Genomic DNA, 12,571 nt, shown 5'->3' on the forward strand with positions numbered 1-12,571 from the left:
CCGCGCCCTTGTCCGCGCCGCTGCCCGCGCCCGCGTCCGTGCCGGTGTCCGTCGGATCGCCCGCCCGGGAGCCCGTCGAGGCGCCCGCCGTCCGGGGCCTCGCGGCGTCGCTCGGTCCGGAGGGTGCGCCGCCCCATGGTGTGTTCGTCGGCTCGGTTCTCGCGTCGCCTCGCGGTCGGGTCATGGCGTCGCCCGTCGCCCCGCCCGTCGCTCCGGCCACGGCGGAATCGCCCGCGGCCCCCGCCCTCGCGCCGTCCGACGGGTCCTCGGACTCCGTGGCCTTCGCTGGTATCTCGCTCACGCGAACCGTCCCCTCCAGCTCACCGCGTCCGGCACCGGTCACCGGGGGCGGCTGCCCGCAGTATCCAGCACTACGGCGCCGCACAACACGGTGTTCACGATCACAGCACGGTCCCGATGGTTTTTGGACCGGCCGCGACATACTCCCAGTCTTCTAACCAGGTGGCGCCCCATCGAATCAAAGACTCCGGACAACTCTGGTGGCCTGAACCAATCGGTCGCCCCACCCTCCGCCCGACGCACCCTCAGCACGACAGCCGACGCCCCCTCAGCCGGGCACCGTCCGCACCCTCAGCCGGATACCGTCCGCGCCCTCAACCGGGCACCGCCGGCACCCTCAACCGGGCACCCCCAGCTCGAACCACACCGTCTTTCCAGTGTCCCCGGGCCGGGTACCCCAACGCCGCGACGACCCCGCCACCAGTTGCAGCCCTCGACCACTCTCGTCGTCCGCGTCGGCGGACCGCTCACGGGGCGGGTCGGGCAACGGGTCGGAGACCTCCACGAGGAGAGCGCCCGGCAGTCCCCCGGGTCTGACCAGACGGACACCGATGGGGCCGGCGGCGTGCCGCAGCGAGTTGGTCACCAGCTCACTGACCAGCAGCGCGGTCACATCACCGAGGGAATCCAGCCCCCAGGTGCGCAGCTGGCCCCGGACGACGGCACGGGCGGTACGGACGGCACCGGGCTCCGCGGGAAAACTCCACTCGGCACAGTCGCCTTCGGTGTCGATCACGCCGATCACTTCCCAGGCCAGGAACCCACCCATGTCCGGTTTCGTGGGGTTAATGGGCACATACCCGATATCCGGGACGCTTTACCGCACATGTGGGCGCACTGTGGCACGAACGGCGTACGGGACTTCGAGCCGCGGACGCGGCTCGCGCTCTCCCGCTCCCGAACGCCGTACACACAGCGCCGCGCACCGGCGCCCGCGCCCGCACCTCGTACGTCACCGGTGTCACCCAAAGAGAGGAGCCGGTGCACGGCACCCGACCCTGCGGCCCGTCGGCGCCTAGGACAGGTCCTGGCCGTCCCAGCGCCGCAGCACCGCCTTCACGGCGGGGACGTCCTGGTCCAGCCAGTCCACGTCCCAGAGCTCGTCCGGACTCAGCCAGCGCAGGTCGTCGTGATCCTCGAGGGGCGTGGGATCGGCCGAGCCCGGGAGCAGCCGCGCGGTCCACACATGCAGGACGTACGGCATCCGCAGGGGCCACTCCCCCGGGACGCGCTCGACGGACTCCGCCGTGACGCCGAGTTCCTCGCGCAGTTCGCGTACGAGGGCGGCTTCGGGGGCCTCCCCCGGTTCCACCTTGCCGCCGGGCAGCTCCCAGCGTCCGGCCAGTTCGGGGGGTGCGCTGCGGCGCGCGGCGAGGAGGCGGCCGTGGTGCAGCAGGGCGCCGCCCACCACCACGATCGTTTCGTCCATGCGCCGGAGCCTACGGCAGGGCACGCCGGACACGGACAGGACTTCGGACCGTCGAAGCCGGGTCCGTCACACCGTCACTTGGATCCGTTCTGCGCGATCCGCTCGACCCAGTAGAGCTGCTTGTGGCCGCGGTCGTCGAGACTGTCCGCGATCTTCTGGGCCTCGGCCCGGGTCGCGTACCTGCCGACGCGGTAGCGATTGCCGTTGTCGTCCTGCCGTATGACGAGCCAGGGAAGAGTGATCGTGCCGTCGTTCATCGAGCCCCTCCACTTCCCGCCCCCGGCCCGCGCCGTGCCCCGCACCCTAACGAAACCGCAATCCGCATATGCCCGAGCCTACGCCTAACCTTCACGCAGCGAACACGCCTTTACACAAAGAGGTACGCAACCAGCCAAGTCGGAGGGGGCGCACGGGTACGAACGCGCCGTCGAGCGCCCTCCGTGCGCCCGTCAGGCAGCGTGAACTCCGCTCCGGGCAGGGCATTTGAGAAAGGCCAGATTGCAACCGACTTCGCACGCCGGGCACTTGGCGGTCGGCTCGCCCGGGATCGAGGGGCCCCCGTCCCGCGGGCGCCGACCGCCCGTGAACTCCTACGTCTACTTCACGGGCAGGTGGTACGCGATGCGATACCGGTCCGCCGGTACGACGACGTCGGCCGTCTCCACCGGACGGCCCGAGGCGAAGTACGTGCGCTGGATGACGACGACCACGTGCCCGGGGACACCGCCGAGCGCGAGGAGTTCCTCGGCGAGGCCGGGACGGGCGCCCACTTCCTCCGTGACGTTGTCCACGATCACGTCGATGGCCGCCATCCGCTCGACGACACCCATGCCCCCGAGCGGGCCCTCTTCGGGGAGCATCACCGGGGTGCGGCCCGTGACGGAGAGGGGCTCCCAGGAGGTGGAGAGCATCATCGCCTCGCCGGCGTCCCTGAAGACATAGTTCGTGCACATCACGCGGTCGCCGGGCCGGATCGAGAGGCGCTCGGCGATCGCGCCGCTCGCCTCGGCCTGCTCGCTGTGCGACTCCCAGGTGCCACGCACGGCCAGGTCGGCCTGCTCCTGACGGAAGGGGGTCGCTCCACTGTCCGGGCGGTACCCGGAGCGGGCCACCCGGCGCGGCACCGGCCGCTCCCGCACATACGTCCCCGAGCCGGAGCGGCCCTCGACCAGCCCTTCGGCCATCAGCACCTTGCGCGCTTCCAGGGCGACCGTGTCCGAGACGCCGTACTCCTCGCGGATCCTGGCCTGGGAGGGGAGGCGGGTGTGCGGTGGCAGCGAACCGTCGACGATCTTCTTGCGGAGATCACCCGCGACACGCAGATACGCCGGCTGCTCACCGAAAGTCACTGGCCGCTCCCATCAGGTTGTACAGACAGCTACAGCCTGGCAACCGTGGGTTGTGCCGTGCAAGCGAAGGCCAAAGAATCACTCGATGTGATTACCTATCCCCGCCGTGGGCTTTACCCAGGCACTTTCTCCCCGCTGTAGCCCGCGTCACACCTCCAGACCGCCACCGCTTCCCCCGTTGCCCCGACTGCCCCCGCCCCGGTCGTTCGACGGCGGGGTGGCGGTGAGGCCCAGAACCTTGCGTGCGGTGACCGTCCTCCTCGGGTCGATGAGCTTCAGGCCCTTCTTGTAGTGGGCGGAGAAGGTGTCCGCGTCCGTGGCGGCCGCCGCCTTCGTCCACTCCTTCCGCGAGGCCTCGATGTCGTCGACGAGGGTGGCGACGGGCTTCTCGGCGGCGGGGAACCAGCCGTGTCCGCGCAGCAGATGCGCCTCGTCGTCGAGCGCGACGGACACGCTGGTCGCCCACTCCTTGTAACCCCGCAGGTCGTCGTCGACGTACTGCGCGGCGGGCGCCGCGCGCAGGGCCTCGTCGAGCGCGTCCACGGCCTGCAGATACGCGAACTGGTCCGCGTTCAGGGTGAAGCCGTCCTTGCGCAGCGAACCCGTCAGGCCGCTCTCGCCGTCCCCGCCCTCGAGCATGCAGACGATCGAGTGACGGCCGAGGTTCCAGCTGTCGCGGGTCGGGATGAAGTGGTACAGCCGGACATCGTCCGGGACGGCCCAGGCGTCCATCGCGTACGCGCGCTCGAACGCGCGGCACTTGGCGTCAGCGACGTCGAGCAGACTGCCGCGGCCGGGGTAACCCGCGCCGCTCATAGCGAAGTTCGCGATCACCTCGGCGTGGTGCCTCCCGGCGCACGGCACCTTGTCGACGTGGACGGCCACGCTCTTCGACGAGTCGCCCGGCTCGTCGAAGCAGTCCCCCTTCCTGAGCGAGAAGACCGTGCCCGTGCGCGCCGAGTCGTTCATCCCGCCCTTGAAGCCGTCCCAGAAGTCGCTCACGCCGCCGCTTCCTGATCTGCGCGAGCGCGACGATCCCGAGGACCAGCCCGACGGCGGGCACGAAGCAGAGGATCGGCACCGACGTACGACGGGCATGTGTTCGCCGCACAGTTGGGCGCATCGTAAGCGCGACACGGTAGGGCGGCCTCGCGGCTCGTCCTCGTGGCGGGGTGGGTCACGGACCCGGAGCCGCTCCCCGAGGACGTCGAGGCGCACGCATAGCCTGCGCACATGACACCTTTGCCGGATCGCTTCTGCCCGGCGGACGGCACGCGCGTCCCCGGTGGCTCACTCGACTGGTGCTGCCCGGTCTGCCGCGGCCCGCTCGACCTGGACTTCGCACCGACCCCCGCGCCCCTCACCTCCCTGACCGGGCGGGTGAACTCACTGTGGCGGTACACGGAGTGCCTGCCGCTGGCCGGGCCCACGGTCAGCCTGGGCGAGGGCCGCACCCCGCTGGTGGAGCTGCGCGGGGGCATCTCGGCCAAGCTGGACTTCCTGATGCCTACCCTGTCCTTCAAGGACCGCGGCGCCGTCCTGCTGGCCGAGCTGGCACTGCGGCTGGGGCCACGGCAGGTGATCGCGGACAGCAGCGGAAACGCGGGGACGGCGATCGCCGCGTACTGCGCGCGGGCCGCGCTGCCCTGCACGGTGTACGTCCCCGAGGGCACCTCGCCGAAGAAGCTGGAGCAGATCGAGGCGCACGGGGCGCGGGTGCACGTCGTGGACGGGGACCGGGAGGCGGCGGCGCGGACGGCGCGCGAGGCCGCGGACCTCCCGGGCACGTTCTACGCCTCGCACGTCTTCAACCCGTACTTCCTGCACGGTACGAAGACGTACGTGCACGAGCTCTGGGAGGACCTGGGCGGGCGCCTGCCCGACGTGATCGTCGTCCCCGTCGGCAACGGCACGCTGCTCCTCGGTGCCGCCCTCGCCGTCGCCGAGCTGCACGGGGCGGGGCTCATCGACCGGCGGCCCGCGCTGTACGCCGTCCAGGCCGCCGCGGTGGCGCCGCTCGCGCACGCGTGGGCCGAGGGCGCGGACGACCTGGTCGGCGTCACACCCTCGGCCCCCACCTTCGCCGAGGGCATCGCCATCCCGCGCCCGCCCCGGGCCCGCCAGATCCTGCGCGCCGTACGCGACTCCGGTGGCACGTTCCTCACGGTGACGGAGGACCAGATCCGCCACGCCCAGAGGGACTTGGCGTCGCGGGGCCTGTACGTCGAGTCGACGGGAGTGGCGTGCTGGGCGGCGGTACGGGAGGGGGTGCTCGGAGGACGTACGGCGGTGGTGCCGTTGTGCGGGGCGGGCGTGAAGACGGGGCCGGCCCGGGGGTAGGCGGGGCCGGCCGTCGAAAGACGTGTCCCTCAGGGCTCCCGCGCGCCAACCTGCCCCGGCCCCACGGCGCCCGCAAGTCGTATTTGCTCCTCCTCCACGATGCGGCGGGCGAGGGCGCTGTCGGAGATGTCGACCGCGTCCGGGCTCTGTTCGGCGGTGTCGCTGCGGCGGGCGTAGGCGTCGAAGAGGCGGGTCTTGTTCTTGAGGATGTGCAGCAGGCGCTGGTCGACGCTGTCGGTGGCGAGGAGGCGGTGCACCTGGACGGGGCGGACCTGGCCCATACGGTGGGCGCGGGCCACGGCCTGGTGTTCCATCGTGGGCTTGACCTGCGGTTCGCACAGGACGACCACGGACGCGGCCTGAAGGTTGAGGCCGATACCGGCGGCCTCGATCTGGCAGAGGAGGACCGCGTGGCCGGGAGCGGCCGTGAAGTCGTCGACGAGACGCTGCCGGCGCGCGGCGGGCACGGCACCGGAGAGCGGCCCGAACACGCCCTCTCCCAAGGCTTGTCGGACCAGTGCCAGCACATCGCGGAAGTAGGAGAACACCACCACCTTCAGGCCGTTCTCCGCCGCTTCGGCCACCAGTTCGCGCAGTCGCCCCAGTTTCGCGGACTTCTCCGCGTCGGCGTACGCGGCCCGGCGCATCGCCATGAAGTTCCCGTCCGCGACCGCTTTGAGGTACGCCTCCCGGTCCGCGGCGCTGAACTCCTCCCACTCGTCGACCTCCACCAGCGCGGGCAGTTCGGTGAGGACGTCGTGCTGGTTGCGGCGCAGATAGGCGGGGGCGACGGACTTGCGGAAGGCGTGCGGGCCGGCGGCCGCGGTGGTGTGCCGTATCGCGGGGAGAAGGGCCGGCTGGAGGTAGCGGACGAGGGTGCGGAACTCCTCGACCCGGTTCTCCATGGGCGTCCCGGTGAGGAACAGGACGCGCTCGCAGTGCCCCGTCCAGGCCGCGACCGCCCGGGAGCGGCGGGTGTCCGGATTCTTCACGTAGTGCGCCTCGTCGACGACCACCATCCCCGGCTTCGTGCCCTCGCCGTCCGGGGCGGGCAGGCGGTGCAGCATGTCGTACGTGGTGATCGCGACGCCCCCGCGCTCCCGCCACTCCTCGTAGGCGTCCAGCCGCTCCGCGCCGTGCACCGGCAGGGCCCGCAGTGTGCTGCGCGCGCCGATCTCGCGCGTCCAGTTGATCAGTACGCTCGCCGGGCAGACGACCAGGAAGTGACTGTGCCCGTCCGCCGCGAGATGCGCGAGTACGGCGATGGCCTGCACGGTCTTGCCGAGCCCCATCTCGTCGCCGAGGACGACCCGGCGCTGGGCGAGCGCGAACCGGGCGCCGAAGTCCTGGTAGCCGCGCAGCGAGACCCGGCGCCGGGTGTCGTCCAGCGTCTGGGCGTGCACCCGCTCGGCGACCTCCGACGGCAGGAAGCCCTCGGCGGCCGCCACGTCCGAACGGTGCTCGCAGACCTCGGCGAGCTGGCTGTAGTACTCCGCGGAGCGCAACTCGAAGTCGACCCACGCCTCGATCTCGGAGGCGGGCGTCCGCAGCAGGTCGGTCGAGGCCTGCGCGAGCAGCAGGCGTACGTCGCGGGTGCCGGCGTCGGCGGTCAGCTCGCGCAGTTCGGCGACCGCGTCGAGCGCGCTCCGCCGCCGCTCCCGCCCCGCGAGCACCATCCCCAGCCGTCCGCCGGCGGGCCGGGCCGCGGGCAGCAGCGCCCCGAGCCGCTCGTCGAGCCGCGTCGCCGCGTCCACGGCCCGGCGCAGCTCGGGACCGGCCTCGACGAGGGTGCGCAGCGCGATCACCAGGGCGGTCGTGCGGGGCTCGGGCCGGTCGACGTCCATCCGTACGGAAACGGTCTCCTCCACCGCCCTCGCGAGCTGCCGGGCCGCCGCGAGGGCACGGTCGGCGGTCTGCGCGCCCACCCCCGGCAGCCGGCGCAGCTCGTACCGTCCCGCCTCGTACACCGCCCGCACCGACGCGAACCCGGCCGTCTCCAGCGCCCCGAGCCGCAGCCGCCCCTCGGTGACGTCCTTCAGCCGGGAGACGGGGATGGACTCCAGCTCCTTGCCGACGAGTTCGGCGTGGATCGGTGCCAGCGCCGCGCGCACCGCTTCGAGCGCGCGGGCGTGATCGGTGAGCACACCCCGCGCAGCCTCGTGCAGTCCGACGCTCTCGGCGAGCAGACTCCGCTCACGTTTCCCCACCGGCCCGACATTACTGCCCACCACCGACAGCCCGGCCCGGCTCCGGGTGCGCGGGCGCAAAGAGGCCACCCAAGCGGCACGGACGTGGTTTTCGGCACGCACAGCGCCGGTCTCCGCCCCGGTTCCGTGTCGTGTCTACATCCACCCCGCGTCGTGCGACTGCGCCGCGGTGAGTTGCTCCTCGGTGAGGGTCGACGGGTCCGGCCTGCTGACCACCGCCCAGTGCTTCTCGACGGGGCAGCGGGCGTACCGCGTGGACGGGGTGAGGCGCAGGGACTTGATGCCGACGAACGGTATCCATGTGGCCATGTAGAGGTGTCCCGCCGAACACTGCACGATCGACTTCTGGGGCATGTGTCCCTTCTCCCTGGTGCCTCAGACGGACTCGACCTCGAAGCTGCTGCCGTTGCGCGGGCCGAGGCGTGCCCTCACCCGCGGCTGTGTGCCCGCATCGTTGTGCACCGTCAACTCCTCCGTCCCTACGCCGAGTCGGGCCGTGCGCTGGCCCTTGTAACGGAAGAAGACGGCCATCTCGTGAGCTCCCGCCTCGACCGACACCTCCGTCGTGCCCCACCTCGCGGGCCACTCGACGCCGTCGATCTCCACCACCGGCCGTGTGAAGGCGCGGTGGAAGGGCAGCGCCACCAGCGACGGACGGATGTCGACGAGGACCTTCACCATCACCATGAACATCACCGAATTCCTTGCCTAGTTGCCTGGTTGTGGCGGGTGGCTGTCGTACTCGACGTGCCTCACGTCGATGACGACAGCACCGACTCCGGGCGGAAGCCCCTCGCGATTCCGACCAGGCTGCCGGTCGTGATCAGTACGGTCACCCCGCCCGCGTACAACAGCAGCCTGGTCGGACCCAGCGGGTCCAGGGCGATGGACATCGCCAGCAGGGCGCCGAAGCCTGGCAGCATCGCGGCCAGGCTGACCAGGCCGCCGCCGTTGCCGGCCAGGGCGCCGGCGCCGGGCTGGGACAGCCGCGGGAAGAGCAGGTTGAGCAGCAGGGCGAGGGCGGCGCCCGCCCAGGTGGCCAGGAGTGGGAGCACAAGGGCAAGCGTCAGATAACCGGCGCCCGGCGTGAGGCTGTCGTGGTGCAGGGCGCTGGACAGCGCGACAGCGAGGGCGCCGAGCGCGCTCATCACCGCCCACTGGCCGGTCGTGACGACGAGTACGTAGCTGAGCAGCCCGCCCGCGATGCTCGCGGGGTTGTACGGGGCGCCGAGCATCGCCTCGAGCGCGCCGACCTCGGCCTCCGCGCCGACCACGTTGCGCACCGCGAGGCCCGCGCCGACCGTGCCGTGCAAGGCGATGACGCCGGGCATCAGGACGAGCAGCAGCCCGGCCGCGACCGTGTCCGCGTGTGCCCCGTACTGCAGGCCGAGTCGGGCGCTGCTGGCCGCGCCGTTCATGTCCGAGTCGTCGGACACAAGGGGCAGGGCGACCACGGAGGCGACCGTCAGCACGAACGGCAGGAATACCGTGGCGAAGTTCCGCAGCCGCTCCCGTCTCATCCGCCACAGCAGCGCGGACGCCAGGATCCTGGCCCGGGTCACGTCGAAGGAGACGCTACGTCGCGTCACGGGATGCGCCTTCCGTCTGCAGTTGCTGGTAGACGTCCTCCAGCGGGTTCCGGGCGGGGACCACTTCCCGTACGCCGATGCCCTCCCTCACCAGGTCGGCGACCAGCACCTCCACCGCTCCCTCATCGGGCACCTCCACGACTACGGCACCCTGCTGCTCCTCGTATCGCAGGCCCAGCCGGTCCAGGACCGCCGGCACGTCGCCGGAGCCCCGGATGCGCAGCCGGTAGGCGCTGCCCAGCAGGGCGGTGCGCAGGGCGGCCGGTTCGCCTCGGCCCACAATGCGTCCCTCCTGCAACACCGTCACGTCGTCGGCGAAGCGGTTCGCATCGGCCAGGGCGTGCGTGGAGACGACCACCGTGTGCCCTTCGTTCGCCAACCCTCGCAGATACCCGGTGAGTTGGGCCGTCGTCGTCGGGTCGAGGCCCGACATCGGCTCGTCCAGGAGCAGGATCGGGGGGCGCCCGAGAAACGCCTTCGCCAGCCCCGCTCGCTGGTTCTGGCCGCGGCTGAGGCTGCCGATGCGGCGGTCCGCGAGGTCGGCCAGACCGAGCAGGTCCAGGACCTCCGCGATCCGCTGCTCCGACTGCCCCGGCGGCAGGCCGAGGACGCGTGCCCAGTACCGCAGGTTGTCCACGACGCTCAGCCGCGGTGCGAGCGCCGAGCGGTGCGTGGCCAGGGCGATCAGGGACTTGGCCTCCGTGTGCGCATGCGGGTCGGCGCCGTCCACGATGACGGTGCCCTCGAAGGGCGCGAGGATCCCGGCGAGCACACGGAATGCCGTTGTCTTGCCGGCGCCGATCGGGCCGAGAAGTACGTGAATTCCCGCGCCGTATTCGAGATTGACATCCCGGAGAACCGGCCGCCCGCGGTAACCCGCAGAAACACTCAGGACTTCCAGCTTGGCCACGGATTCAACCTAGCACTGCCGGTGAGCGGTCAACTGAGGTGTCATTAGTGCCTTTTTCAAGGGGCAGTTGTTCGTCGGGCGTCGCAGCCGGCGACGTACGCGACAGCGGCATCGACGCGACGACCGAGCAGCCGATCATGACGAGCGCGCCCCAGGTCATGCCGACCACGATCAGCGGGTACTTGGAGAGCGTGAGCAGCGGCCCGCCCCAGGGCTTGGCGACGCCGAACATGTTGTCCCGCAGGAAGTCGGCCGAGACAAGCACGGCGTTGAGTTATGGACAGGAGCTGACTCCCTACATCAAGTGGTGTCGAATAGATGACGGCCCATCAAGAAACCCAGCACCGTCCCAGCACGGGAAACAGCAAGGGGTCGGCTCCCGGAAGAGCCGACCCCATTTGACCTGTATGTTCGCCAGGCAGCCAACGTGGTGTTATTTCGCCTGCTCAGACGTTGAAGCGGAACTCCACCACGTCGCCGTCCTGCATGACGTAGTCCTTGCCCTCCATGCGGGCCTTGCCCTTGGCGCGGGCCTCGGCGACCGAGCCCGTGTCGACGAGGTCCTCGAAGGAGATGACCTCCGCCTTGATGAAGCCCTTCTGGAAGTCGGTGTGGATGACTCCGGCGGCCTCGGGGGCGGTGTCGCCCTTCTTGATGGTCCAGGCGCGGGATTCCTTGGGGCCGGCCGTGAGGTAGGTCTGCAGGCCGAGGGTGTCGAAGCCGACGCGGGCGAGGGTGGCGAGACCGGGCTCCTCGGCGCCGACCGACTCCAGGAGCTCCATGGCGTCCTCCTCGTCGAGCTCGGCGAGGTCCTGCTCCAGCTTGGCGTTGAGGAAGATCGCCTCGGCGGGGGCGACCAGGGTGCGCTGCTCGGCCTTGAAGTCCTCGTCGACCAGTTCGTCCTCGTCCACGTTGAAGACGTAGAGGAACGGCTTGGTGGTCAGGAGGTGGAGGTCGTGCAGGAGCTCCTCGTTGCCGGAGCCCTGGACGATGCCCTGCGAGAAGAGCGTGTCGCCCTTCTCCAGAATCTCCTTCGCCGCCTCGACCGCCGCGACCTTGGGCGCGATGTCCTTCTTGATGCGCGACTCCTTCTGGAGGCGCGGCAGGACCTTCTCGATGGTCTGGAGGTCCGCGAGGATCAGCTCGGTGTTGATCGTCTCGATGTCGTCCTTGGGCGAGACCTTGCCGTCGACGTGCACGACGTTCTCGTCCTTGAAGGCACGGATGACCTGGCAGATCGCGTCCGACTCACGGATGTTCGCGAGGAACTTGTTGCCCAGGCCCTCGCCCTCCGAGGCGCCCTTCACGATGCCCGCGATGTCGACGAAGTCGACCGTCGCCGGAAGCACGCGCTGCGAGCCGAAGATCTCGGCCAGCTTGGTCAGCCGGGCGTCGGGGACACCGACCACGCCCACATTGGGCTCGATCGTGGCGAACGGGTAGTTGGCCGCGAGCACGTCGTTCTTGGTCAGGGCGTTGAACAGGGTCGACTTGCCGACATTGGGCAGACCGACGATTCCGATCGTGAGCGACACGTTGCGACTTCCCGTACGTGAGGGTGGGCGACAGGTCCGCGAAGGTGCGCGGGCCGATCCACCAGTCTACGGGGTGCGTGGTCCCTTACCGGCGACGCATCGAACGCATGGCCAAGGTCGGCCCATCGGCGTGTCTGAGGGGCTATTCCGCACATAAACCGACCTAAGTTGGTCCAGTGGAGCAACACAGGACGCGTCCCCCTCAGTACAGACCGCGACGCGGCGCACCTCTTCCCGCCCAGACCGGGCGCGCCGCAGCCGACCGTGTACGCAGGAGTGCGCCTCCCGCGAGGCGACCCGCGCCCGCGCCCAGGCCCGCTCCGGCGCGACGGCGGATGCCGAACCCCCGGCTCACCGGGCTCGGCGGCGGACTGTTCTGCGGGGCGACGATGTTCGCGCTCGCCTGTCTCGACCAGCTGCTCTTCGGGGCGTCGCTGGTGGTCTACGGGGTGCTGTTCCTGCCGGTGTGCGCGCTGACCGCGCTGTGGGTGCGACGGGGAGACATCGTCACCGCGCCCGTCGTCGTGCCCATCGCCTTCGCGTTCGGGCTGCTGCCCGTCGCCGACGGGGGCGGCGGGATCGGGGGCGAACTGATGGGGCTGGTCACCGCGCTGGCGACCCAGGCGGGATGGCTGTATGGGGGGACGCTGATCGCGGGGGTCATCACCACCGTACGGAAGGTCCGCCTGATGATCCGCAGGGCCGCCCAGCGCAGGGCGGCCCGGGAGCCCCGCCAGGAGATCCGGCCGCGCCGCCGTCCGACCTGACGGACACGAGGGACGCGACGGATACGCCGGGCCCGACGGACACATCGGGGCCGACGGACACAACGGGCGCGACGGGCGTGACGGGGCCGACGAACTCGACGGGCGCGGCCACACCGGCGCCGGCTCCCGGCCCCGCCCCGCGCGC

General features: G+C 70.9%; 14 protein-coding genes. 2 read left to right on the plus strand and 12 right to left on the minus strand.

Translation table 11 applies throughout. The annotated features are described in order from the left end of the window. Nucleotides 1-637: 637 nt before the first annotated feature. From KVT44_RS20785 to KVT44_RS20805, 5 genes are all read right to left on the minus strand, one after another. A complete protein-coding gene (locus KVT44_RS20785) occupies nt 638-1,069 on the minus strand; it encodes an ATP-binding protein (RefSeq protein WP_099920816.1) in 432 nt (143 codons plus the stop codon). Between the two features lie 246 nt (nt 1,070-1,315). Continuing rightward, nucleotides 1,316-1,729: a (deoxy)nucleoside triphosphate pyrophosphohydrolase gene (locus tag KVT44_RS20790; RefSeq protein ID WP_099920817.1), complete on the minus strand. Its 414-nt coding sequence runs from the start codon at nt 1,727-1,729 to the stop codon at nt 1,316-1,318. 74 nt (nt 1,730-1,803) lie between these two features. Then, nucleotides 1,804-1,986 (minus strand): SPOR domain-containing protein, encoded by a 183-nt coding sequence (locus KVT44_RS20795; protein ID WP_054228261.1) that lies wholly within the window; start codon nt 1,984-1,986, stop codon nt 1,804-1,806. 339 nt (nt 1,987-2,325) lie between these two features. After that, nucleotides 2,326-3,078: a GntR family transcriptional regulator gene (locus tag KVT44_RS20800; RefSeq protein WP_099943171.1), complete on the minus strand. Its 753-nt coding sequence runs from the start codon at nt 3,076-3,078 to the stop codon at nt 2,326-2,328. Between the two features lie 147 nt (nt 3,079-3,225). Further along, the gene (locus tag KVT44_RS20805) at nt 3,226-4,080 is read right to left on the minus strand and encodes a septum formation family protein (RefSeq protein WP_217568092.1); all 855 of its coding nucleotides are present in this window, start codon (nt 4,078-4,080) and stop codon (nt 3,226-3,228) included. Nucleotides 4,081-4,311: 231 nt separating this feature from the next. On the opposite strand from KVT44_RS20805, the gene KVT44_RS20810 reads away from it, so the two are divergent. Next, entirely contained in the window at nt 4,312-5,418 is a 1,107-nt protein-coding gene (locus tag KVT44_RS20810; protein ID WP_217568093.1) for a pyridoxal-phosphate dependent enzyme, read from the plus strand. 29 nt (nt 5,419-5,447) lie between these two features. Here KVT44_RS20810 and KVT44_RS20815 read toward each other — a convergent pair whose 3' ends face one another. The 7 genes from KVT44_RS20815 to ychF all read right to left on the minus strand — a co-directional run bounded on the left by KVT44_RS20815 (nt 5,448) and on the right by ychF (nt 11,659). After that, complete coding sequence (locus KVT44_RS20815; RefSeq protein WP_308314056.1) at nt 5,448-7,625, minus strand: DEAD/DEAH box helicase; 2,178 nt, start codon at nt 7,623-7,625, stop codon at nt 5,448-5,450. A 135-nt stretch (nt 7,626-7,760) separates the two neighbouring features. Further along, nucleotides 7,761-7,979, minus strand: a complete 219-nt coding sequence (locus KVT44_RS20820; protein WP_099920821.1) for a hypothetical protein — start codon at nt 7,977-7,979, stop codon at nt 7,761-7,763. Between the two features lie 21 nt (nt 7,980-8,000). After that, entirely contained in the window at nt 8,001-8,318 is a 318-nt protein-coding gene (locus KVT44_RS20825; protein WP_217568095.1) for a hypothetical protein, read from the minus strand. A gap of 59 nt (nt 8,319-8,377) precedes the next feature. Further along, nucleotides 8,378-9,214, minus strand: a complete 837-nt coding sequence (locus KVT44_RS20830; RefSeq protein ID WP_217568096.1) for a hypothetical protein — start codon at nt 9,212-9,214, stop codon at nt 8,378-8,380. Next, the gene (locus tag KVT44_RS20835; protein WP_217568097.1) at nt 9,201-10,124 is read right to left on the minus strand and encodes an ABC transporter ATP-binding protein; all 924 of its coding nucleotides are present in this window, start codon (nt 10,122-10,124) and stop codon (nt 9,201-9,203) included. Before KVT44_RS20835 ends, KVT44_RS20830 begins: the two co-directional genes overlap by 14 nt. Before the next feature lie 4 nt (nt 10,125-10,128). After that, nucleotides 10,129-10,389 (minus strand): hypothetical protein, encoded by a 261-nt coding sequence (locus KVT44_RS20840; protein ID WP_217568098.1) that lies wholly within the window; start codon nt 10,387-10,389, stop codon nt 10,129-10,131. A 181-nt stretch (nt 10,390-10,570) separates the two neighbouring features. Beyond that, on the minus strand, nt 10,571-11,659 hold the full coding sequence (gene ychF, locus KVT44_RS20845; protein ID WP_099920832.1) for a redox-regulated ATPase YchF: 1,089 nt from the start codon (nt 11,657-11,659) through the stop codon (nt 10,571-10,573). Between the two features lie 176 nt (nt 11,660-11,835). On the opposite strand from ychF, the gene KVT44_RS20850 reads away from it, so the two are divergent. Further along, on the plus strand, nt 11,836-12,426 hold the full coding sequence (locus KVT44_RS20850) for a DUF6542 domain-containing protein (protein ID WP_217568099.1): 591 nt from the start codon (nt 11,836-11,838) through the stop codon (nt 12,424-12,426). The last annotated feature ends 145 nt before the right edge of the window (nt 12,427-12,571 follow it).

The organism is Streptomyces sp. GbtcB7 (assembly GCF_019091445.1).
In the GTDB taxonomy this organism is placed as follows: Bacteria; Actinomycetota; Actinomycetes; order Streptomycetales; family Streptomycetaceae; genus Streptomyces; species Streptomyces mirabilis.